Here is a 22006-nt window from a genome sequence, read left to right as displayed (position 1 = left end):
ATGAACATTAATTATGTTCTGAAGGTTGAAGATGCAAAATTAGCTGATATTCAGAAGGCACTCACACAAGCAGGCATTAAGGTTAGGAGCCTTCAGGAGGTCTATAAGGAAGGTAAAAAAGAAGAAGAGGCAAAAGAGGAGAAATAAATGCCAGCAAAAAAGGTTTCAAAAAAACCTAAAAAGGGAAAGACTGCTAAAAAGAAATCGGAAGGCAAGAAGCCTATAAAGAAACTACCCTCTAAAAAGAAGGTGTCAAAAACACCTAAGAAAGGTAAGACTGCTCAGAAAAAAAAGGTTCCTCAAAAGGCAAAGAGCCTTCCACTGAAAAAGAAACCAAGGGCTCTCTCGGTTAAGCAGGCAGATGAAGAGAAAAAAGAGGCTCTTAGAAGAGCCCTTATCCAGAAGCGCGAGACGATTGTCAGAGAGGCAAAGTCCGAGATAAAAAACTACATAACAGGCGAAAACAGACAGCTCGTTGAGACCGCATTGGATGATGGGGACTGGTCAGTGATTGACCTTTCAGAGGATGTAAGTCTGAGAAAGCTCTCCACACACAGAGAGACCCTTCTCAAGATAGATGAGGCATTGAGAAAGCTGAGAGAGGGCACTTATGGTATATGCGAGGACTGTGCAGACGAGATAGCACCTGAAAGGCTTAAGATACTTCCGTTTGCAATATACTGTAGGGACTGTCAGGAAAAAAACGAGATGCTTGCGTCTGTCGAGAAATCAGGGGCATAGTCTACTTTTTCTAAGAACAAACCCTGTGGAGGTGCAGTAGGACCTGCAAGCCGTCTGTCTTTTGAGGCAATAACCTCCCTCAGCTCCACAGACATCATCCCCCTGCCTACTTCAACGAGTGTGCCAATAATGTTTCTTACCATATGCCTTAAAAAGGCATTTGCAGTAATCGTTATCTTTATGAGTCTTCCGTGAAAAGACCATGTAAGAAAATCCAGCCTGTCGGAAGGCTTAATATCGAGGCTCAGGATATTCCTTATGGTATTTTTTGAGGAACAGCCAGAGCCTCTAAAAGCTGAAAAATCATGCTCTCCTTTAAGAAACTCTCCTGCCTTCTGCATATCATCGAGATTAAGTTCAAAAGGAACCCTCCAGAAGAATCTTCTTAAAAACAGTGGCGCCTCTTCTGAATTTATGATGTAGATGTAAGTTTTGCTAAGGGCACTGTATCTTGGATGAAAGGTAAGAGGCACATCCGATACACTGATAACCCTAATGTCCTCTGGAAGTGTTGCATTGAGTGCTCTCTTAATGGTCTTTGCTGGCAAATTAGAGTGTGTCTTAAAAGAAGCAACCTGTCCAAGACTATGAACCCCTTTATCGGTCCTTCCTGCGGCAATAAGTGTGGATGTGCCACCTGTAATGGAGGCAATCCTGCCTTCTATGACTCCCTGTATGGTGGGTGAAACAGTGAGCCTCTGGGTTTGCCAGCCACTGTAGTTTGTTCCATCATAGTGAAGAATAAGCTTTATATTCCTTAACTGAGTCATTTTTTAGCCATTTGCAGGCTATTTTAAGGATTCCGCACCACCTGCCATTATGCGCGTAACGATAGGTGGCATTTCGACCTTTTTGCCTTCATGCTCGAGGACGATTTTTATTTTCACCAAAGAGGGCAGATAGTCTTTTTCTTTTGACCAGTTATTGCTCCATGTGCCTTTGTCACCCTCATTGACTGTGTCAAGGTATTCAAATCCAATACTGCTGACATAAGGGTCAAACACATATTCCTCCCCCCCTGTGCCATCGAGGTTATCTTCGCTGATAAAGACATTCTCTTTAATCTTAAGTCCATCCTCGTCCCTGAGGATTTTTATCCATTTAAGTCCTCCTAAATCTTGCGGTTTCTCTGAGTATGTATCTACGGAAGTTGTAACGAGTCCGAGGCTTGAGGAGGTCCCTGAGAAGTAAAGGACGGTTTCATCCTGCTTTTTTACGATATAAGGGTATGCGCCCTTTATGAGCCATGAGATCCTGTCTGATATAATTCGCATTCTCTGGGAGATGTCCTCTCTCTCTATGCCCTTTTCCTGAGACTTCTCACCAAGCCTCAATGCCGAAAAAACAATCATAAAGAGCAAGACAGAAAGGGTCATGGCAATTACAATCTCTATGAGTGTAAAGCCTTTTCCCTTACTGACTCTCATAGAAGGTCCTTATGCCTTTTATCGTAAATCTGCCTGATGGAGGCCATGACACAGTGACTAAAATCTCATAGGTCTTTATCCCCTCCACTTTGCTTAAGAGGCTTACAGACCTTTTCACCCTGAAGCCATCCTTAAGCTCAAACGATTCTTGAGACAGAGAGACCTCTTTAAAGGAATATGCCTCATCCAGATAAGAGCGAGCATGAATGAGTGCAGTTGAGTAGTCCGAAGACCTCTTTGTGGTTCTTAGGCTCTGGCTGTAAAACTGCATAAGTGCAGTAATCCCTATGCCGAGTATGACAAGGGCAATTACTACTTCCATAAGGCTAAAGCCTTTTGACCTTTGCAATACCTGTAACAGCCGAGACCTCAATCTGATAGTTATTATTGCCAGGGCCTTTAATCTCTATGAGCCCGCCAGAGCTATTGCCTTTTGGAAAAAACACTATTGGCTCTGCCTCGATGCTGATATTTTTGGCAAGGGTAACTGTAGAGCCAAAGGGCATGCCATCTTTTTCGATACCCACTGTCCTCTTGTCGCTGTCAATATTGACTGTAAAGACTGCCCTCTCCGTGACTGCCATATCCCTCGAATGTTTTAATGTCCTAAAGAGTCTTTTAAGCTCCTCTTTAAATACAGTTTTTTCGTATAACCTGCCAACCGATACCGTAACGACCGAGAAGGCTATGCCTACAATAAAAAGGACTACTATAAGCTCTATAAGGGTAAAACCCTTGTTATGGTTAAATGGGTATCTCATTTATGCTAAACACTGCAAGCAACATGGATACGACGATAAAGCCAACAACTACTCCCATGACTACAATCATAGCTGGCTCAAGGAGGCTCACTGTCCTTTTGATGAGATTTCTGCTTTCAGACTCGAACCTGTCGGCAACTCTGAGAAATGTCTCCTCTAATTTTCCTGCCTCCTCGCCAACTGCTATCATCTGAACGACAAGCGGAGGAAAGACCTCGCTCTGCCCCAAGGCATAAGAAACACGACTGCCCTTTCTGACTCCATCTTCAAGAACACTAAGCCTTTCCGAGACAACCTCGTTTCCAGCTACCTCCCTCGAGATTCTTATAGCATCCAGAATTGCCACACCGCTTAGAAGGAGTGTTCCAAATGTCCTTGAGAAACGGGATATAATTAGTTTCATATGAAGCACCCTAATGAATGGAACCCTAAGCAGGATGCCATCTACAAAGACCCTGCCTTCTTTGGTCTTAGCATAGCCCCTTATGAGGAAAATCGCCAATACGATTACCGTAAAAAACAGCCACCAGTAGGAGGTAAATATATTACTTGCCTTAAGAAGAAGCAGTGTTGGTGCAGGTAGTGCCTGACCCATGTCCTCGAATATCTTCGTAAACTTAGGAACTACATAAAGCATTAAGATGGCAACCGAAAGACCTCCGACTACCGTAAGCAATATCGGGTATATGAGTGCAGAGATTATCTCATCCCTGAATTGAGAGGTCATCTCGAGGAATGCAGAAATCCTTCTTATCACTGCCTCTAAGATACCACTTGCCTCTCCTGCCCTTATCATGTTCACATAAAGAGGTGGGAAAAGCCTATGCCTTGACATTGCCTGCGAAAGGGACTGTCCTCTCTGGATGTCCGCATATATCTCTCGGATTACCAACCTCATTTTTTCTTTTTCGGAGTGCTCGGAGAGAACAAACAATGCCTTGTCTATTGGAAGTCCTGATTCGAGAAGGTTTCCGAGTTCCTGTGTGAATCTGAGAAGGTCTTTCTTTGTAGCCCTCTGGAGGCTTATTGCGGGTTTTTTCCCCACAGCCGACTTTATACTTAATGGAATTAAACCGTTTTTCCTAAGCTCTTCCCTTAGGGTGCGCTCATCTGATGCCTCGGCAGAAGCACTAACCTTTTTGCCCCTCATGTCAGAGGCTTCATAGCTATAAATCGGCATATATTAATTTAGCATATTCTTTCTAAAGAAAACTGCTATTGCGCCTATCTCAAGGAGAACCGAAAACGCAATCAGATAACTTATCGAGACCTCATAGAGAAGCCCCATGACTGTGCCTCCAAGAAGAAATACAATGGTGAAAATCAATGGACCTATGAATGCACCAACCTGATCTAATGCCTCATGAAGACCAAACCCAAAGCCTCTTCCAACTCGTTTTGCGGCATGCGAAAGTATAGCATCCCTTGCAGGTGTTCTTATTGCCTTGCCCATTCTCTCGATAACGATAAAAAGGACTGCAACCTGCCAACTGATAGGCTAACCTTTGGCGCTCGGAATTAAACGAAAGGGCATGATTTTTCACTGTGGCTTAAGGGCTATCATGCCAAGTGGTGGAAGGGTGAGGTTTAAGGAATAGGGCATGCCGCTTGAAGGCACATCCTCGGCAGGCACCCAGCCACCATTTCCCAAATTACTTCCAAAGTAAATCTCAGAGTCGCTATTTAGAATCTCCCTATAGATGACTTTTCTTGGGACTCCAATTCGGTAGTTATGTCTTGGAACTGAAGTGAAATTAAATACAAAGACTAAAAAGTCCTCTGGGTCTTTTGCCTTTCTCATGAATGAGACAACACTCGATTCCGAGTCCGAGAAATCAATCCATTGAAAGCCCCTCCAGTGAAAATCAAGCTCATAGAGGCTTGGCTCTCCTTTAAGAAGTCTATTGAGGTCCCTAACGAATCTCTGAAGCCTCCTGTGCGGCTCATACTGAAGGAGATGCCACTGAAGGCTCGATGAGGAATCCCATTCCCACCACTGCCCAAACTCACCGCCCATGAAAAGCATCTTCTTTCCGGGATGTGCATACATGTACCCAAAAAGCAGTCTCAGGTTTGCAAACTTCTGCCATAAATCCCCTGGCATCTTGTCGAGAAGACTCCTTTTGCCATGAACAACCTCATCGTGGGAAAGCACAAGCACAAAGTTTTCGTGAAAAGCATAAAGAAGTCCAAATGTGAGGTTATTGTGGTGGTATTTCCTATGCACCGGGTCTCTTCCAAAGTAAATCAGCATGTCGTGCATCCAGCCCATATTCCATTTAAGACTGAAGCCAAGACCTCCAAGATATGTTGGCCTTGAGACCATTTGCCATGCAGTGGATTCCTCTGCTATCGTAAGCACCCCTGGATGGTATTCATGGCAAAGCTCGTTAAACCTCCTTACAAAGGCAATTGCCTCGACATTCTCGTTACCTCCATATATGTTGGGTATCCATTGCCCTGTGCCTCTTGAGTAGTCAAGATAAAGCATCGATGCAACTGCATCGACCCTCAAGCCATCGAGATGGTATTTGTCGAGCCAGAAAAGGGCACTTGTAAGAAGAAAGTTTGCCACCTCGTTTCTTCCGTAATTGAATATATGGGTTCCCCAGTCTGGATGCTCCCTCAGCTTTGGGTCTTCGTGCTCATAAAGGAATGTCCCGTCAAAAAAGGCAAGTCCATGACTGTCCTTTGGGAAATGTGCAGGCACCCAGTCCATCAAAACTCCAATTCCGTTCTGATGACAGCAGTCAATGAAATACATAAGCTCCTCGGGCTTTCCAAACCTGCTTGTAGCCGAAAAATACCCTATGGTCTGATACCCCCATGACTCATCGAGCGGATGCTCTGTCAGGGGAAGGAGCTCTATGTGGGTGAAGCCCATCTCACCCACATATCTTACAAGGCTCCCTGCAAGCTCCCGATAGGTTAGAAATCTATTCCCCTCCTCGGGAACCCTCATCCATGAGCCCGGATGCACCTCATATATAGCTATTGGAGATTCAAGCTCGTTTCTCTTTCCTCTGCCATTAATCCATTCATGGTCATTCCATGTATATTTATTTATATCCCAGACAACAGAGGCTGTATTTGGCCTTAGCTCCGAGTAAAACCCATATGGGTCCGTCTTTAGCGAAAGATACCTTTTTCCCAATAGCTCGTATTTATAAAGAGTGCCTTCGGAAAGCCCGGGGATAAAGATCTCCCATATGCCTGTGTTTTTTCTTAATAACATTGGATGCGCCCTTCCGTCCCAGTTATTGAAGTCTCCGACAACGCTTACCCTCCTTGCATTTGGAGCCCAGAGGCTAAAATGCACTCCGCTTATTCCATTGACCTTCCTTATATGGGCACCTAACTTCTCGTAGTTTTTATAATGAGTACCTTCTGCCATAAGATGGATGTCATAGTCAGTTAAAAGACGAGGGAAGCTGTATGGGTCATAAAATGGCTTTTTATCCTTTAGCATGAGCATGTAGGGAAAAAGCTCTTTTTCTTTTTCAAAGAACGCCTCGAAAAAACCATCTGGGTGAAGGAGGCTCATAGGGAACTTCTTCTTTTTCTTAATCACCCATGCATTGGACCTGCCGGGAAAGAACGCTCTTATGGAGATGCCCTTTGGGGTTCTATGTGGGCCAAGCACCTTGAAGGGCTTTGAATGCTCTGCTTTTACGATAAGAGAAATCTCTTCCTTTGATGGCATAGGTTAAGATTATATTATTAAGTACAGGGTGTCAAATAAGCGGTCATTCGCCTTTGAGTGCAACTATGTGGTACATGCCTGCGGATATCTCAGTGATACCTACAATGCCACTTATACGAACAGGTGTGAATTTCTCCTGTCTCTGACCTACCTTTAGCCCCCAGCCCCATGCCCAGAGAGTTCCATCTGATTTAAGTGCCACTGTCTGGTTCATACCCGCGGCGATATAGTAGACATCAGGGACTGCCTCTATCTTCGTTGGGATACTCTTTGGCACACTCGTGCCGTCTCCAAGCTGTCCATACTCGTTAGCACCCCATGCCCAGATAGAGCCGTCTTTTTTGAGGGCAAGGGTATGGCTTCCGCCTGCCACTATTGCCTTTATCCCTGTAAGCCCTTTAACCTCTGTGGCAAGGTATTTGTCAGGGATAGTCGTGCCGTTGCCTATCTGTCCTGAGTCATTCCACCCCCATGCCCAGACCGTTCCGTCTTTCTTAAGTGCCACTGAATGGTGCTGTCCTGCCGAAAGAGCTATGACATCTTTAATGTCCCTAACTGGTATAGGCACTTTGCTGTCATCCGTAGTGCCATCCCCAAGCTGTCCCCTAAAGTTCCATCCCCATGCCCAGACAGAGCCGTCTTTCTTAACAGCTACGGTATGATACCAGCCTGCGGCTATTGCAGTGACATCGGTAAGCCCTTTAACCTGAACAGGTGTACTTCTGTCTGCGCTTGTGCCGTCTCCCAGCTGTCCATAATAATTTCTACCCCACACCCACACTGTTCCGTCCTTTTTAAGTGCAACGGTGTGATACCAGCCTGCGGCTATTGCAGTGACATCGCTAAGCCCTTTAACCTGAACAGGGGTATGTCTGTCTACTGTTGTGCCATCTCCAAGCTGACCTTTAAGATTTCTGCCCCATGCCCAGACCGTTCCGTCTTCCTTGAGGACTACTGTGTGCTCCATCCCAGCTGTTATTCGCATTACAGTAGAAATTCCGCCTACCTGAACAAGTGTAGTCTTGCTTGTAGTTGTGCCATCTCCTATCTGGCCATAATCGTTCATTCCGCCTGCCCAGACAGTGCCCCTTGCAGAGACTGCCTTCATCATTACGCAGACCTGTCTGCTTTTACCTGACTCATTGCCAGCAGAATCCAGCGAAGAAACCGTATAACAGCTTGTCTCACCAAGGTCCTCGTCTCTATAGGATGTGGAGGTTGTAGTTACGGATTTAAGAAATGCACCATCTTTATAGATATTGTATCCTGTAACGCCTACATCGTCTGTAGAGGCATTCCATGATAGGTCTACTTGGGTTGGAGCCGAGGCAATTGCACTAAGCCCAGAGGGTACTGATGGAATCCCTATGTCAGGAGCCATGGCAGTTACTGCACATGCCTCGCCGCTTTGAGAGGATTCGTTTCCAGCATCATCAAAGGCAGTTACACTATAGCAGTACCGGGTGTTCGGATTTAATTTTGCCATCTGCGAGGCTGTTGCCTTTTCGGTTTTTGAAAGCACGCCTTTGGAGTAAACATTATATCCTGTTACCTCCCTGTCATCCTTTGAGGGGTTCCATGTGAGGTTTATCTGTGTAGTTCCAACAGGCTCTGCCTTGAGCCCTGTTGGAGGAGTGGGAGGTCCTTTGTCCTCTACAGTTAAAGTCGTTGCACACACCTCACGGGTTTTTCCTGACTCGTTTCCTGCAGAGTCAACCACACTTATGGTAAAGCAGTATGTGCTCTGGGGCTTAAGCCCTGTGTATGAAGCAGATGCAGTTGTTACAGACTTATGAAGTGTACCCTCACGGTAGATATTATATCCCGATACGCCCAATTCAGCAGTGGAAGGGCTCCATGTAAGGTCTATCTGAGAGGACGATATAGGTCTTGCCTTTAAGCCTGATGGTGGCTCTGGTGGCTTGGGGATTCTTTTAACTTCCACCTTCGGAGGTTTCTCCTTTGGCGCCTCTACCTTTGGCACCTCTACCTTTGGCTTAACCACAGGTTTTGCCTTTGCAATAAGTAACCCCGGGGTCTTTATGCACACCTCTTTACTATGTCCCGACTCATTGCCAGTAGAATCTAAGGCAGTCAGATTTATGCAATAAGCGCTGTCCGGGGTTAAACCCTTGTAGGATGCAGATGTCGTTTTTATGGACTCAAGCAGTCCCTGCTTCTGATAGACCCTGTATTCAACTACAGCGGTGTCGTCAGTGGAGGCTGACCATAAAACCTTTATCTCATATGGGGATAGGGCATTTCCAATGATTCCAGAAGGAACACTGGGCGACTGGGTATCTCTTACCTCTTTCTTACATTTGGAGAGCAAAAAGCCTGCCACACCCAGTAGTAATAATAGACCTAATAATAATATAACCCTTTTTCTTGACACGCTATCTAAGGTATCAAAGCACTTCTCTGTTTGTCAAGAAGTAGCTTTAGAATATGCTATTGCAATGGAGTCTGAATTCTGCTAAAAGGTATTTATGGCAGAGATATTCGGGTTTGATGCATACTCTCCGGGAGAGATTGCCGAGAAGGTTGAAAGCGTTGGGGTTACAAAGGCAAGACTGCCTGTGCTTTCAGTCGTGATGCTCGGTGTCCTTGCGGGTGCATTTATAAGCCTCGGTGCTATGTTTTCTACACTTGTTGTATCTGATAAAAGTCTTGGCTTTGCTATAAGCAGAGTTCTTGGAGGGGTTACATTCTCTCTGGGGCTTGTCCTGGTTGTTATTGCCGGTGCTGAGCTTTTTACAGGGAATAACCTTCTTGTTATGGCATGGGTAAGCAGAAGAATCTCCACAGTAGAGCTGATTAAAAACTGGCTCATTGTATTTATCGCCAATTTCATCGGCTCAATTGGTATTGTGCTCTTTGTCATACTTTCAGGCTACTGGAAGATGTCAGGCGGTGCAGTCGGTGAGGAGGCTTTAAGTATTGCGGCATATAAGGTGACACTTTCATTTGGAGAGGCGTTTTTCAATGGAGTGCTCTGTAATCTCCTTGTGTGTCTGGCAATATGGCTTACACTTGCAGGAAGAAGCGTGATGGATAAGATTTTAGCAATCATCTTTCCGATTTCTGCCTTTGTTGCAGCAGGCTTTGAGCACTGTGTTGCAAATATGTATTTCATCCCGCTTGGAATATTGCTTTATAAATGGGGGCTCGTCACACCTCAGGGCATAGAAAACCTCTCATGGGCAGGATTCATCCATAACTTAATTCCTGTAACAGCAGGAAATATCATAGGTGGCAGTGTTTTTGTAGCACTGGTGTATTATGTGATTTACAGAAGGGCAGGAGTAAACAGGGGCTGACTCCTGCAGGCATATTTTGCTGTCAAGGATTTTCTTAGAGCATGTCAAGCCAATTTAGAAATGTCCTATTCTTGTTAATTTGGGGTTTCACCCCAAACCCCAGTTGCTTTTCCGAATTATTTTTAACCCTTCAGCCTCGTTGATTGTCATTCTGGCTTGTCCAGAATCTTTCTTTCGATTCCGAACAAGTCGGAAGGATTCCCGACGAGCGGGAATGACGGGATGTGGAAATGGACATAGTGAAGCATTTCACGTGAAACACTTCATGTGAAATATTTCATATTGACTGCTTCCATTTTTTACTGATATAGTGCGACATATGAGCAAAAAGATCTCAAAAGAAAAAAGGCTAAGGTTCAAGGCTGATGCTGCAATACTCATGGACAAGGCAAGGCTCATAGATGCCGATGAAAAAGGCGGCAATTTGAACAAAATGAAAAAGATTGAACACTCTAACGGTGAAAATGAAGATAATTCAAGCACTTAGGGAATTCAAATTGAACATATAAAAAAAGGAGGTGGCAACGATTTTTGAATGATATAATAAAAAAATCAAAGACCAATGGAAATAGTTTTAGCCACAAGAAACGCTAAAAAAATCGAGGAGCTTAGAAGGCTCTTGAAAGGGATAGGTTTCACATTATTAAGTCTTGAATCCTTTCCCGACTGCCCGGAGGTTGAGGAAACAGGTAGTAGATTCGAGGAAAACGCTATAGAAAAGGCACAAACAGTCGCAAGATTCACCAAAAAACCTGCCATAGCAGATGACTCAGGACTCGAGGTGGATGCCCTAAGTGGTGCACCCGGGGTGTTGTCTGCAAGATATGCAGGTGAGGGGGCTACTGATAAAGATAATCTCAATAAACTCCTTAAGAACATGCACTCTATTGCTGAGGGTAAAAGACAGGCAAGGTTTGTCTGCGTAATAGCCTTAGCATATCCTGATGGTAAGGTTAAGACCTTTGAGGGCTCTGTAGAGGGTAGTATTGCAAAGGTTGCAATGGGCAGACATGGGTTTGGTTATGACCCTGTGTTTTACCCCAAAGGCTTTAGAAGGACATTTGCAGAGATGAGCCATTCTGAAAAAGACAGTCTTAGCCATAGACAAAAGGCATTAAGAAAGCTCCATGAGTATCTGATTCATGAAAAACAAAAGACATGAGCCGTAGACTTATTGAAAAGGCAGATGCTCTTCTTAAAAAGGAACGGGGCACTGTATTAAAAGACCCTGGAGGCAAGGTCAATATTTGTTTAGTCTACCCCAATACATATTTTGTTGGAATGTCCAATTTAGGATTTCAGGGCATATATACACTGCTTAACGAAAGAGTTGATACTGTTTGCGAAAGGGCATTCCTTCCTGACCCTAAAGACATGCAGGAGTTTGAAAGGACAGGCACGGAGCTTTTCTCTATGGAATCGAAAAGACCTCTCGGAAGATTCGACATAGTTGCATTTTCAGTGTCATTTGAAAACGACTATCCAAACATCCTTAAGCTCCTTGCGCTTTCTAAAATCCCCTTCAGGCAGTCAGAGCGAAAACCCTCTCACCCTTTGCTCGTCATGGGCGGTGTATGCGCCTTTTCAAACCCTGAGCCTTTTGCCGAGTTCTTTGACATATGCTTTATTGGAGAGGGAGAGGAGATGCTGAATGAGTTCATAGATGAGTATAAAAGGGCAGGCACAAAGGATAAACTTTTAAGAAACTGCCTCCACATAGAAGGTCTTTATGTGCCATCTCTTTATGAGGTAAGTAATGAGCCATTAAAAAGAACCGCTCTTGAGGGTGCACCCAAGACAATAAAGAAAAGGTTTGTAAGTGATATATCAGGATTTAAGCCATCGATAATAACGCCTGAGACAGAGTTCTCTAATATGTATCTTATAGAGGCAATGAGGGGATGCCCATGGAAATGTAGGTTCTGCCTTGCAGGTCATGTGTATAGCCCCCTCAGAAAGAAACTTCTTAGTGTAATAAAACAGGAGATTTCCGATGCACTAAAGCTCACAGAGAGGGTGGGACTCATAGCACCATCCCTCATGGATTACCCTTATATAGAGGATGTCCTTAAGACAGAGGGTGTAAATTTCTCTATAACCTCTCTGAGGGCAAGCCCAAAAAGCATAAGGCTAATAGCCCTCCTTAGGGGAAAAAGCATCTCTATTGCACCTGAGGCAGGCACAGAAAGATTAAGAAATGTAATTAACAAAAGGCTTAAAGAGGAGGAAATTATAGAGACCTCAAGACATGCTCTTTTGCATGGGATAGAAAGATTAAAACTGTATTTTATGGTAGGCTTGCCAACAGAGAAAGATGAAGATATAGATGGAATAATAGGTCTTGTAAAAAAGATAAGAGAAAGCCCTACGAAAGGTGAGGTTACACTGTCAGTAAGCACATTCGTGCCAAAGCCATTTACACCTTTTCAGTGGCATCCAATGGAAAAAGAAGATGTAGTTAAAAGAAGGCTAAGTATGATTAAGCGAGCTTTGATTCCCATTAAGGGGGTTCGGGTCTTTCACGATGTTCTAAAGTATGCATATATGCAAGGGATGTTTTCGATGGCCGACAGAAGGGTTTCCAATGTACTCATAAAGATGCTCGAGGTCTCGGACTGGCAGAAAGCCAGTTATAACTCAGGCATTAAGCCTGACTTTTATATATTCAGGAAAAAAGATTTCACTGAGCCTCTTCCATGGGATTTTATAGACACAGGGATAAGCAAGGAGGAACTGTGGAAGGAGTATCAAAAGGCAGTGTCTGAATTGACATTTCACATAAAAATGTGATACACATATTTATGTGATAATAGGAGGTTATGATGGAAAAGCAGAATGTGACATTGTCTTTACCTATATCGCTTCTGAAAAAGGCAAAGGTTATAGCCTTAAACAAGGAAAAATCATTAAGCAGGCTTTTAAGAGAATCCCTCGAAGAAAAGGTCAAAGAGGCAACCGGATATAAAACAGCAAAAGAAAGGCAGATGAGACTCCTGAAAAAAGGACTTGAACTTGGAACAAAGGGGCATCTCAAAATCTCGAGGGAAGAGCTTCATGACAGGCGATAAGGTCTTCCTCGATACGAATATCCTTATTTATGCCTATGACACTACCGCAGGTAAAAAACACGAACTATCTAAGGGGATTGTGGTCGATTTATGGAACTCTGGGCTTGGACATTTAAGCACTCAGGTGCTTCAGGAATTCTTTGTTGCCATGACAAGGAAGATACCAAAACCTGTGAGTGCAGAATTAGCTAAAGACATCATAAAGGACCTCCTGAAATGGGATGTTGTCATAGCTGACGGAGACTCTATACTGGATGCAATAGAAATCCACATTAGGTATAAATTCTCCTTCTGGGACTCTATGGTAATAGGCTCTGCCATAAAGGCTGGTGCAGGGTTATTATTGAGTGAAGATTTATCTGATAAGCAAGAGATAGAAGGTCTTAAGATTAAAAATCCATTTAAATAAGTAGCTCAGGGTGATTCCTGAAACAGCCCTGTTGATAGGTATCTTTCACCTCTGTCAGGAAGAATGACAACTACCCTTTTGCCTTTTCCAAGTCTTTTTGCTACCCTGATGGCGGCACACATAGCCGCACCCGAGGATATTCCGCAAAGAAGCCCTTCTTTGACCGATAGCTCTCTTGAAGTCTTCTCTGCATCGGAGTCAGTGACTGTTATTACTTCATCGTATATCTTTGTGTTTAGGACCCCTGGGAAAAACCCTGCTCCTATACCTGCAATCTTGTGTTTACCCGGAGTTCCACCTGATAGAAGAGGCGAGCCTGCAGGCTCAACAGCAGTAATCCAGATGTTTTTATTTTCGTTTCTTAAGACCTCGCCAACACCTGTGATTGTGCCTCCTGTTCCAACGCCTGAGACAAAGGCATCTGGCACACCTCCAATAGCAGAGATAATCTCGATAGCAGTTGTCCTCCTATGAACCTCTGGGTTTGCAGGGTTTTCGAACTGCTGTGGCATGAAGTAATGAGGATTTTCCTTATATAGCTCTTCTGCCTTTTCGATTGCACCGAGCATTCCCCTTTCAGCAGGTGTAAGAATCAGCCCTGCACCATATGCCTTAAGGAGCTGTCTTCTTTCCATTGACATGGTCTCTGGCATCGTAAGGATTAATCTATATCCTTTGACAGCAGAAACCATGGCAAGCCCTATGCCTGTGTTTCCTGATGTTGGCTCTATGATAGTTCCATGAGCACCGAGTCTTCCATCCCTTTCGGCAGACTCTATCATCGAGATGGCAATCCTGTCTTTGACAGAGCCTCCTGGGTTAAAGCCCTCGAGCTTTGCCATGACCTCTGCATCTTCATTGCCTGTAAGATGGTTTATCCTTACAAGCGGGGTGTTTCCAATAAGGTTTAGTATGTCTTTATGAAGCTTCACCTGCCTCCTTTTCTAAAGTATATCATATCGCTCAGATTTGATATAATATCTGTATCTGGAGGGCAAATATGTCAGAGCTGAGGCTTAATCTCATAGCAAAGGAGTGGGTGATAATAGCCACCGAGCATGCCAAAAAGCCCGAGGAGTTCCGTCAATGGAAGGAAAAGAGGTATCTACCCGAATATCTCGATTCATGCCCGTTTTGTCCAGGAAATGAGGCAACGACCCCGAATGAGATATTCAGGGTTGAGGAGGCAGGCGCATGGAAGATAAGGGTAATACCTAACAGGCTTGCAGTTGTCTCGGATAAGGTGGAGGGGGGCAGGGTGAATGTTGGACTTAGGCACAGTGCCATAGGGGTTGGAAGACATGAGATTATAGTGGAGTCTCCTATCCATAATATGAGCATACCTTTTCTTGAGATAGGGGATATCTCAGGAATACTCAAGGTATACAGAGACAGGTTCATAGAGGCATACAAAGACCCAAAGGTAGAGCATGTCATTATCTTTAAAAATCAGGGTGAGGCATCAGGCACAACGCTTCAGCATCCGCACTCACAGCTTATTGGAATCCCGGTTGTTCCGCAGGATATAAGGGCAAGGATCGAGGAGACAATGAGGTATTATAATACTACAGGCGACTGCCTGATGTGCGCAACTATAAACGATGAGCTAACAGATGGAAAACGGATTATATCGGCAACCGAGCACTTTGTAACATTTATTCCTTATGCCGCACTTTCGCCATTTCATACATGGATATTTCCTAAAAGGCATATGGCATCGTTTGCAGATATCGAGGACTCCGAGATAAACGACCTTGCAATGGCTCTAAGGACAGCCCTTTCAAAGCTCCACTATGGATTGGATAACCCTGATTTTAACTATGTAATACGCTCAGAAGGACCTCAGAAAAACCACTCTAAGCACTTTCACTGGTACCTAAGCATTGTGCCGAGGTTGAGTCAGGCATCAGGCTTTGCATTAGGCTCGGGGATGTATATAAATCCCTCTTTACCAGAGAAAGTAGCCTCATTCATGAGGGAAGTGAGGCTCCCTTAGCTCATTATTGCACCCTTACCTGCCGAGCTAACCATTCTCGAATACCTCGAAAGATAGCCTTTTTTAATCTTAGGAAGGGGTTTTCTCCATTTCTTAAGTCTTGCTTTAATCTCAGATTCAGGAATAAGGACATCTATTTTTCTTTTCGGAATATCTATTTTGATTCTATCACCGTCTTTGACTATGGCAATACAGCCGCCTTCCATTGCCTCAGGAGATACATGGCCAATGCATGGGCCCCTTGTGCCTCCTGAGAACCTTCCATCTGTTATAAGGGCAACTGATTCGCTTAAGCCCATGCCTGCGATTGCCGATGTTGGGGAAAGCATCTCCCTCATGCCAGGGCCTCCTTTTGGTCCTTCGTAGCGAATCGTAACGACATCTCCCTTCTTTATCCTACCTGCCAATATTGCCTTCATCGCAGAGTCTTCTGAGTCAAAAACCCTTGCAGAGCCCTCAAACCTCATTGCCTTCTCGGTGACTGCGGATTGTTTGACAACAGAGCCCTCTGGTGCAAGATTGCCCTTAAGTATTGCAATTCCGCCTTCCTTATGATAAGCCTTATTAAGAGGTCTTATTACATCCTCATCCATGACCTCGGAACAGCGGGCTATGTCTAATATTTTCTTTTCTGAGACAGTTCCCACATTGTTTAATCTATCCTTGAGCCTTTTCATAAGGGCAGGAATACCGCCTGCCCAGTGCAGGTCCTCAAGGTAATGGGTTCCTCCGGGAAGCATATTACAGAGATGAGGTGTTTTTTTGCTCAGGCTGTCAAATGTCTCAAGAGGCAAAGGGATGCCTGCCTCATGGGAGATGGCAGGGATATGAAGAACAGTGTTTGTAGAGCCACCTAAGGCAAGGTCTATCATTATTGCGTTTTCAAATGCCTTTTGGGTCATAATCCTTCTTGGTGTAATATTGTTTTTTATGAGGCTTATAATCACCCTTCCTGATTCAAATGCTATTCTTTTTTTCTCAGCGGATACCGAAAGGGATGTGGCACAGTAAGGCAGGCTCATCCCAAGAGCCTCTGTCACACATGCCATTGTATTTGCAGTATACATTCCCTGACACGCACCTGCACCCGGGCAGGCACATACCTCAAGCTCCTCTATGTCCTTTGACTTTAAGAGACCCTTTTTGTATTTTCCGATTGCCTCGAATGTATCGTTGACTAAAGAAAGCCTTTTTCCCCTCAGATGTCCAGAAAGCATGGGACCTGCTGTGACCACTATGGAAGGTATGTCGAGCCTTGCAGATGCCATAAGCATTCCGGGTGTAATCTTATCGCAGTTTGTAAGCAAAACCAATCCATCGAGCCGATGAGCCTCGACGATTGTTTCAACCATATCCGCAATAAGCTCTCTTGAGGGAAGTGAATAGTGCATCCCGCTATGACCCATTGCTATTCCGTCGCATATGCCCGGAATGCCAAAAAAGAATGGGTATCCGCCTCCTGTATGAATGCCTTTTTCTATGAACCTTTCTAAGTCACGCATGCCTATGTGACCTGGTATTATGTCAGTGAAAGAAGTTGCAACCCCTATAAAGGGCTTGTCCATCTCGGAGCGGGGAATGCCTGTTGCATAAAGAAGTGCCCTGTGTGGAAGCCTGCTAATGCCCTGCTTAATGGTCTTGCTTCTCATATCGCATGCCTAATTCAAGGAATGGCTTTTTTTATATTTCCTTATAAGTTCAGCCATCCTGTCTTTTTTCTGGAGCTTGAGTTTCTGTAGCCTTTTCTTTTCCATCTCCTCTTCAGGTGTGAGATAGACCCTGCCATTTAGCTCAGCCAAAATACTGTCAAGCTCTCTGTGCTCTCTGCCCAGTTTTTTGAATTCCTCATTTTCAGCCGAAAGAGCATTAAATATTTCCTGTTCTGTCATTGATGCCCTCCTTTTACCTTAGCTTCTTAAGAATCTCGGGAAAATCCTTTTTTAATTCAGGATGAAGCCTTCCAATAAAGATTTTTAGTCCTTTTATCTCAAGCCTGAGGTCATGTATCTCTTCTAAAGCCCTGTCAATCTCGGTTAGCTTCTGGGCAGTTGTGGAGAGTTCTTTTTCGAGCATTGAAAGTTTTTCTTTCATTAAAATTTCATTTCCCATTTATTAGCCCCTTCTTTGGAATTTGGTTTTCTTACGGAGCTTGCTATGTTTGTGTTTGCTCATCTTCTTTTTACGCCATTTTGTAACAGAACCCACTAAATCACCTCCTTGCTTTTACCTTTGCCTGCTCCATAAATGCCTCAAGCTGTATCTCCGATGTAGAGGACTCTGTGCCATCATAAGGGATGCTTATTATAGGCACATCGTGCTGTCTGCTCAGGGCAATCATGAGGGCAGTTACTATTGTGCCCGGCATACAGCCAAAAGGCATTGCATTGACAATGCCCGAGGCTCCTCTTTCGATAAGGTCAACCGACTTTCCTATGCTCAGGATTGTTTCACCCTCGAATGAGTCATGCACATAAGGAGACGCCTTCCTCAGAAGCTCCTTTGTGGTAGGCTCATCCAGTGTCTTTAGATAGCCCTGAAACCCTGCCTGCCGAGCATATCTATGCTCAATCCTCTTTTGAAAGAACCTCTTTAGAAAGATATTAATAATATCAGAGGGCTTGTTTTTTAGCAATGCCCTTCTCTGGGCTATGAAGTTTATATAATAAATCCACTCCTCTAAGGGTGCAAGCCAGACCTCGCCTCCAAGAGACTCTAACTTCCTTACGAGGTCTTCGTTTGAAAACCTATTTGACCTCACAAATATCTCTCCGACAACCCCTATCAGAGGCTTTTTCTCTTTATATCTTGGGATAGCAGAAAAGTCCCTTCTTACATCCTTTAAAACATCCTCTATCTTCCCGTTTCTTCCCTGAAGGGATAGCCTTATCTTATCGAGTGAGTGCCTGTAAACCTCATCGGATGTGCCATTTTGCCTCTCATAGGGTCTTGTCTCATGAAGACACTTATAGAGGAGCTCTATGGCAACTATGCCTTTCCATGAAAGCAGGGTAAAGTCCTTGCCTACGATGCCAAGGTCTTTGTAGAATTCAATGTCCTGATTTGGCGCAAATATCAGAACATCCTCAAGTCCAATCTCATCAAGCACCTGTTTGTGAAATACATTATACTGTCCAAACCTGCATGGGCCCGTTCCAGAGGGCATGAAGAATGCAGACTCCTCAGGCTTGAAATCAGAGGAAAACACCTTCTTGAGCATATCTCCTGTTGTTACTGCACATGGATAGCACTCTTTTCCAGAGACAAACCTCATGCCAAGCTCTATGGTTTCTTTGTTGGACTCAGGAAGCACTTCCGAGTCGACATTAGAGCGCCTGAGTGCGGACTGAAGTGCAAATGCATGGTCTGACATCCTCGGAATGTAAACAGTTCTCTTACTGCTAAAGGACTTTATTTTCCTTACGGCAGGCATCTCTTTAGTTACGACATTATCAGGCTTAATGCCTCTTATGCTGTCAAGGAACGCCTCGCATCTCGTTATAGCGCCTGCATCGGCACTGTGCTCGTCTATCTCGATGTGAAGGAATGGTCTTGAGCTTAGTTCCTTTCTAAAATACTTGAGGATGAAGGAGTCGGGTCCGCAGGAGAAATTCCCTATGTATATCGGATAAAGGTTTGGGTGCTCTCTGATAAACCTTCCTGCCCTTAGTATCTTCTGCCCTGACTTCCAGTACATGTTGGGCCATTCATCCTTTATGCTGATATTGTCTATTGGAAGGAAATCCATTGGTATAGAGGGCATCCTCAGGTTCGAGAGCTTTTCTGGTATCTCAAGGTTCATGCCCCTGTCAAACGAATTATACGACCTCCCCACAACGACCACTGCCTTTTTATCCCCAAGGCTTGAGATAAATTCCCTGCCTTTTGCCTTTATAGAGGATTCAAAGTCCCTCTGTGCCTTCTCTGCAATGTCAATCGCATGTTCAATGGCAGTCATCTTGAGTCCGAACTTTTTAAATGCCTTTATGAGTTCTTTAAGGAGATTTCCTTTTCCCAATGACATATTAATCACAGGCGTTATTGTCTTAAGCCCCTCTAAGGCAACCTTTCCTACATAAGGGATGGTCTGGGCATATGGGCATGGAGAGCCTTTTGAAATCTCCTCATCAGGCATGTTGACATTTATAAAACTTGGCAGGAATATGGCATCTACGCCTTTTTCCATAAGATACCTTAGATGTCCATGAGCTACCTTTTGAGGAAAACACGCCTCTGAAAGAACGCACTCGAGCCCTGAGTTTATTATATTTCTATTTGTCCTCGGAGATACCTCGACATCGAATCCGAGTTCCTGTAAGAGTGTCCTCCAGAATGGAAGATAATCATGAAAAGAAAATACATAGGGGATACCAATAATCTGAGCCTTAGAGGATTTTGGTTTCTCTGATTTGTCATCCTGTATGGCACCTCCCCTTAGTAGATTTTCCCTGAAGGAGAATAAATCAGGCATGGTCTCATCTACCTTTTTCCTTCTTATATCGTATTTTTCGCATCTTCCGCCATAAAACAGATACTCCTTTTCGCCTTCTATCTTAACCCTGTTTATCTCGCACACATTAGGACATCCCTTGCATTCAAACGATTTAACGGTGTAGGGTCTCTCTGAAAGCTCAAAACCCTTAAATGTGCTCTGCCTTTCAGACATATGCCTCGATGCAATAAGTGCCATGCCTATGGCGCCTGTTACATCGTGATGTGGAGGAACGGTTATGTTTTTTCCTAAGTATTTTTGAAATGCAGAGACAACTGCCCTGTTAAAGGCAACGCCTCCCTGAAAGAATATGTTTTCTCCAATGTGTTTGCCTGCCACAACACGGTTTATATAGTTCTGGACAATGCTATATGATAAGCCCGAAAGAAGGTCTTCCCTCTTTGCACCCTTCTGGAGATTAGCCATAAGGGAGTTTTCCATAAACACAGTGCATCTTTCGCCGAGCTTAAGGGGAGCATCCGAGGAAAAGGCAAGCTCTGCGAATTGCTCCTTGATAGAGATATTGAGTTTTTCAGCCTGCTCCTCTAAGAAAGAGCCTGTTCCAGCGGCACATGCCTTGTTCATCTCGAAGTCCACTATAACTCCGTCTCTCAGGGAGATAAATTTCGAGTCCTGACCTCCTATCTCGAAGATTGTGTCAACTGTTTTATCTATGAATGCAGAGGCAGTTGCCTGAGCAGTAATCTCGTTCTTAACGATGTCTGCACCAACATAATCGGCAATCATGTATCTGCCTGAGCCTGTTGTGCCAACACCTGCTATAAGCACCTTACCGCCTACCTCTGAGGCTATCTCCCTCAGTCCTTGTCTTACTGCCTCTATTGGTCTTCCTGCGGTCATGAGGTATCTCTTAGCAAGCAGTCTTCCCTCATCGTCTGTCACAGCAAGGTTTGTGCTGATTGAGCCAACATCTATGCCCATGTATGCCTTTGTCCTGCCTTCTTGTACATGAAAAAGCCTTTCGGAAGGACTGTTCGATGGCTCTGAAAGGGGTTTATGGCATGAAACATGGCTTCTTCCTGCCTTGCTATATAGAAACCCTTCTAATGCATCGATGTCAAATCTGTTTCGGATGCCCTCATCCAATGCCTTAAGAGCCACACCCCATGCACCCATAAGTGCAAAATCAGGAGGTATAAAAAGCTCATCGAGCTCAAAAACCTCTTTGAATGCCCTGACCATTCCTTTGTTTGCGGCAACCCCTCCTTGAAAAGACACAGGTCTTTGCATCCGTCTTCCCCTCGAGATTGTGCCTTTGAAGTTTCTTGCCACTGCAAAACACAAGCCTGCTACGATGTCCTCAACAGGGGTTGCTATCTGCTGGAGGTGTATCATGTCTGATTTTGCAAATACACTGCATCTGCCTGCTATCCGTGGAGGAGTTTTGGAGATAAGGGACATCTCGCTCAACTCCTCTATAGTAAGCCTCAGCCTTTCTGCCTGCTGGTCAAGAAAAGAGCCTGTTCCTGCGGCACATACAGAGTTCATGGAGAAGTCTTTTATACTATCCGATAGCAGTATGAGCTTTGAGTCCTCTCCGCCAAGCTCTATGATGCTTTTGATGTGAGGGTAGAGTTTTTTTGTCGAATATGCCTGCGAAACTATCTCGTTTACAGGCTCGATGCCCAGTATGGAGGCTATCAGCCTTCCACCAGAGCCTGTCACTGAAAGGGAAAAATCCCCATCCTCATGCGTAGCCTTCCTCAAAAGCTCTACTGCGGTTTTTATGGGATGCCCCAAGTGCTTTCTATAACAGCCAGAAAGCCTTTTACCCTGACTGTCAAGCATAATAACCTTTACGCTGACAGAGCCTGCATCAAGACCTATGAATTTCATATATTATGAATCCTCTTTGAGTCCAAATCCCTTTGCTAAAGAATAGCAAAATGCGTGTTAAATCTCAAATGTTTTATTTGACAACCAATTGTGTTTATGATATAAACATACTGAAATAAATCGGGAAAGGAGGTGCAAATATAATGTCCTGTAAACCCGGGCACAAAGGGCCATGCGAGCCTGTAAAAAAGACTAAGCCGAAAAAGAAAAAGAAATAAATATCTATCACGCAGAT

Annotated in this window: 22 protein-coding genes and 1 pseudogene; 9 read left to right on the top strand and 14 right to left on the bottom strand. The window is 44.3% G+C overall.

What is annotated here, in order from left to right; genetic code table 11:
- The gene (locus HY805_06890; protein MBI4823936.1) at nucleotides 1–147 is read left to right on the top strand and encodes a hypothetical protein; all 147 of its coding nucleotides are present in this window, start codon (nucleotides 1–3) and stop codon (nucleotides 145–147) included.
- Nucleotides 148–741 carry a TraR/DksA C4-type zinc finger protein gene (locus tag HY805_06885; GenBank protein MBI4823935.1) on the top strand — a complete coding sequence of 198 codons (594 nt, stop codon included), beginning with the start codon at nucleotides 148–150 and terminating at the stop codon, nucleotides 739–741. It begins immediately after the preceding gene.
- On the opposite strand, the gene truA is transcribed toward HY805_06885, so the two are convergent.
- From truA to HY805_06845, 8 genes and pseudogenes are all read right to left on the bottom strand, one after another.
- Nucleotides 693–1511: a tRNA pseudouridine(38-40) synthase TruA gene (gene truA / locus HY805_06880; GenBank protein MBI4823934.1), complete on the bottom strand. Its 819-nt coding sequence runs from the start codon at nucleotides 1509–1511 to the stop codon at nucleotides 693–695. The two genes, HY805_06885 and truA, sit on opposite strands and share 49 nt — an antisense overlap.
- An 18-nt stretch (nucleotides 1512–1529) precedes the next feature.
- Entirely contained in the window at nucleotides 1530–2168 is a 639-nt protein-coding gene (locus tag HY805_06875) for a prepilin-type N-terminal cleavage/methylation domain-containing protein (protein MBI4823933.1), read from the bottom strand.
- Nucleotides 2155–2490: a hypothetical protein gene (locus HY805_06870; protein ID MBI4823932.1), complete on the bottom strand. Its 336-nt coding sequence runs from the start codon at nucleotides 2488–2490 to the stop codon at nucleotides 2155–2157. Before HY805_06870 ends, HY805_06875 begins: the two co-directional genes overlap by 14 nt.
- A 4-nt stretch (nucleotides 2491–2494) precedes the next feature.
- Nucleotides 2495–2929, bottom strand: a complete 435-nt coding sequence (locus tag HY805_06865) for a prepilin-type N-terminal cleavage/methylation domain-containing protein (protein MBI4823931.1) — start codon at nucleotides 2927–2929, stop codon at nucleotides 2495–2497.
- Entirely contained in the window at nucleotides 2913–4109 is a 1197-nt protein-coding gene (locus HY805_06860) for a type II secretion system F family protein (protein MBI4823930.1), read from the bottom strand. Before HY805_06860 ends, HY805_06865 begins: the two co-directional genes overlap by 17 nt.
- Before the next feature lie 138 nt (nucleotides 4110–4247).
- Nucleotides 4248–4421: pseudogene (locus HY805_06855) on the bottom strand (MFS transporter).
- A 48-nt stretch (nucleotides 4422–4469) separates the two neighbouring features.
- Nucleotides 4470–6632: a 1,4-alpha-glucan branching protein GlgB gene (gene glgB / locus HY805_06850; protein MBI4823929.1), complete on the bottom strand. Its 2163-nt coding sequence runs from the start codon at nucleotides 6630–6632 to the stop codon at nucleotides 4470–4472.
- 43 nt (nucleotides 6633–6675) lie between these two features.
- Entirely contained in the window at nucleotides 6676–8964 is a 2289-nt protein-coding gene (locus HY805_06845) for a fibronectin type III domain-containing protein (protein ID MBI4823928.1), read from the bottom strand.
- A gap of 157 nt (nucleotides 8965–9121) precedes the next feature.
- Between HY805_06845 and HY805_06840 the strand changes: the two genes are divergently transcribed.
- The 6 genes from HY805_06840 (at nucleotide 9122) to HY805_06815 (ending at nucleotide 13429) form a co-directional block, all read left to right on the top strand.
- On the top strand, nucleotides 9122–9952 hold the full coding sequence (locus tag HY805_06840) for a formate/nitrite transporter family protein (protein ID MBI4823927.1): 831 nt from the start codon (nucleotides 9122–9124) through the stop codon (nucleotides 9950–9952).
- Nucleotides 9953–10271: 319 nt separating this feature from the next.
- A complete protein-coding gene (locus HY805_06835) occupies nucleotides 10272–10439 on the top strand; it encodes a hypothetical protein (GenBank protein MBI4823926.1) in 168 nt (55 codons plus the stop codon).
- A 75-nt stretch (nucleotides 10440–10514) separates the two neighbouring features.
- Nucleotides 10515–11114 (top strand): XTP/dITP diphosphatase, encoded by a 600-nt coding sequence (locus tag HY805_06830; GenBank protein MBI4823925.1) that lies wholly within the window; start codon nucleotides 10515–10517, stop codon nucleotides 11112–11114.
- Complete coding sequence (locus tag HY805_06825; protein ID MBI4823924.1) at nucleotides 11111–12742, top strand: radical SAM protein; 1632 nt, start codon at nucleotides 11111–11113, stop codon at nucleotides 12740–12742. Before HY805_06830 ends, HY805_06825 begins: the two co-directional genes overlap by 4 nt.
- Before the next feature lie 29 nt (nucleotides 12743–12771).
- Complete coding sequence (locus tag HY805_06820) at nucleotides 12772–13020, top strand: CopG family transcriptional regulator (GenBank protein ID MBI4823923.1); 249 nt, start codon at nucleotides 12772–12774, stop codon at nucleotides 13018–13020.
- Nucleotides 13007–13429: a PIN domain-containing protein gene (locus tag HY805_06815; GenBank protein MBI4823922.1), complete on the top strand. Its 423-nt coding sequence runs from the start codon at nucleotides 13007–13009 to the stop codon at nucleotides 13427–13429. The genes HY805_06820 and HY805_06815 overlap by 14 nt, the downstream gene beginning before the upstream one ends.
- Before the next feature lie 5 nt (nucleotides 13430–13434).
- Here the strand turns inward: HY805_06815 and cysK are convergent, their stop codons facing one another.
- Entirely contained in the window at nucleotides 13435–14361 is a 927-nt protein-coding gene (gene cysK, locus HY805_06810; protein MBI4823921.1) for a cysteine synthase A, read from the bottom strand.
- Nucleotides 14362–14429: 68 nt separating this feature from the next.
- Here cysK and galT point away from each other — a divergent pair, with 68 nt between their 5' ends.
- Complete coding sequence (gene galT, locus HY805_06805) at nucleotides 14430–15425, top strand: galactose-1-phosphate uridylyltransferase (GenBank protein MBI4823920.1); 996 nt, start codon at nucleotides 14430–14432, stop codon at nucleotides 15423–15425.
- On the opposite strand, the gene ilvD is transcribed toward galT, so the two are convergent.
- Genes ilvD through HY805_06780 form a run of 5 tightly spaced genes read right to left on the bottom strand, consistent with a single transcriptional unit; the run spans nucleotide 15422 to nucleotide 21771 of the window.
- A complete protein-coding gene (gene ilvD, locus HY805_06800; GenBank protein ID MBI4823919.1) occupies nucleotides 15422–17074 on the bottom strand; it encodes a dihydroxy-acid dehydratase in 1653 nt (550 codons plus the stop codon). The two genes, galT and ilvD, sit on opposite strands and share 4 nt — an antisense overlap.
- Before the next feature lie 9 nt (nucleotides 17075–17083).
- Entirely contained in the window at nucleotides 17084–17314 is a 231-nt protein-coding gene (locus HY805_06795) for a YdcH family protein (protein MBI4823918.1), read from the bottom strand.
- 13 nt (nucleotides 17315–17327) lie between these two features.
- Nucleotides 17328–17534: a hypothetical protein gene (locus HY805_06790; GenBank protein MBI4823917.1), complete on the bottom strand. Its 207-nt coding sequence runs from the start codon at nucleotides 17532–17534 to the stop codon at nucleotides 17328–17330.
- Between the two features lie 3 nt (nucleotides 17535–17537).
- Complete coding sequence (locus tag HY805_06785) at nucleotides 17538–17630, bottom strand: AURKAIP1/COX24 domain-containing protein (protein ID MBI4823916.1); 93 nt, start codon at nucleotides 17628–17630, stop codon at nucleotides 17538–17540.
- Nucleotides 17631–17634: 4 nt separating this feature from the next.
- Nucleotides 17635–21771 carry a CoA protein activase gene (locus tag HY805_06780; protein ID MBI4823915.1) on the bottom strand — a complete coding sequence of 1379 codons (4137 nt, stop codon included), beginning with the start codon at nucleotides 21769–21771 and terminating at the stop codon, nucleotides 17635–17637.
- Nucleotides 21772–22006: the final 235 nt, after the last annotated feature.

The organism is Nitrospirota bacterium (assembly GCA_016207905.1).
Taxonomy (GTDB): domain Bacteria; phylum Nitrospirota; class Thermodesulfovibrionia; order Thermodesulfovibrionales; family JdFR-86; genus JACQZC01.
Note: the sequence above shows the minus strand (reverse complement) of the source record. Positions and strands in the feature narration are given on the sequence as shown.

Excerpts from the sequence above, each read along its gene's own strand:
- HY805_06890 (MBI4823936.1), top strand. The coding sequence starts at position 1 with ATGAACATTAATTATGTTCTGAAGGTTGAAGATGCAAAATTAGCTGAT.
- HY805_06885 (MBI4823935.1), top strand. The coding sequence starts at position 148 with ATGCCAGCAAAAAAGGTTTCAAAAAAACCTAAAAAGGGAAAGACTGCT.
- truA (MBI4823934.1), bottom strand. The coding sequence starts at position 1,511 with ATGACTCAGTTAAGGAATATAAAGCTTATTCTTCACTATGATGGAACA.
- HY805_06875 (MBI4823933.1), bottom strand. The coding sequence starts at position 2,168 with ATGAGAGTCAGTAAGGGAAAAGGCTTTACACTCATAGAGATTGTAATT.
- HY805_06870 (MBI4823932.1), bottom strand. The coding sequence starts at position 2,490 with ATGGAAGTAGTAATTGCCCTTGTCATACTCGGCATAGGGATTACTGCA.
- HY805_06865 (MBI4823931.1), bottom strand. The coding sequence starts at position 2,929 with ATGAGATACCCATTTAACCATAACAAGGGTTTTACCCTTATAGAGCTT.
- HY805_06860 (MBI4823930.1), bottom strand. The coding sequence starts at position 4,109 with ATGCCGATTTATAGCTATGAAGCCTCTGACATGAGGGGCAAAAAGGTT.
- glgB (MBI4823929.1), bottom strand. The coding sequence starts at position 6,632 with ATGCCATCAAAGGAAGAGATTTCTCTTATCGTAAAAGCAGAGCATTCA.
- HY805_06840 (MBI4823927.1), top strand. The coding sequence starts at position 9,122 with ATGGCAGAGATATTCGGGTTTGATGCATACTCTCCGGGAGAGATTGCC.
- HY805_06835 (MBI4823926.1), top strand. The coding sequence starts at position 10,272 with ATGAGCAAAAAGATCTCAAAAGAAAAAAGGCTAAGGTTCAAGGCTGAT.
- HY805_06830 (MBI4823925.1), top strand. The coding sequence starts at position 10,515 with ATGGAAATAGTTTTAGCCACAAGAAACGCTAAAAAAATCGAGGAGCTT.
- HY805_06825 (MBI4823924.1), top strand. The coding sequence starts at position 11,111 with ATGAGCCGTAGACTTATTGAAAAGGCAGATGCTCTTCTTAAAAAGGAA.
- HY805_06820 (MBI4823923.1), top strand. The coding sequence starts at position 12,772 with ATGATGGAAAAGCAGAATGTGACATTGTCTTTACCTATATCGCTTCTG.
- HY805_06815 (MBI4823922.1), top strand. The coding sequence starts at position 13,007 with ATGACAGGCGATAAGGTCTTCCTCGATACGAATATCCTTATTTATGCC.
- galT (MBI4823920.1), top strand. The coding sequence starts at position 14,430 with ATGTCAGAGCTGAGGCTTAATCTCATAGCAAAGGAGTGGGTGATAATA.
- ilvD (MBI4823919.1), bottom strand. The coding sequence starts at position 17,074 with ATGAGAAGCAAGACCATTAAGCAGGGCATTAGCAGGCTTCCACACAGG.
- HY805_06795 (MBI4823918.1), bottom strand. The coding sequence starts at position 17,314 with ATGACAGAACAGGAAATATTTAATGCTCTTTCGGCTGAAAATGAGGAA.
- HY805_06790 (MBI4823917.1), bottom strand. The coding sequence starts at position 17,534 with ATGGGAAATGAAATTTTAATGAAAGAAAAACTTTCAATGCTCGAAAAA.
- HY805_06780 (MBI4823915.1), bottom strand. The coding sequence starts at position 21,771 with ATGAAATTCATAGGTCTTGATGCAGGCTCTGTCAGCGTAAAGGTTATT.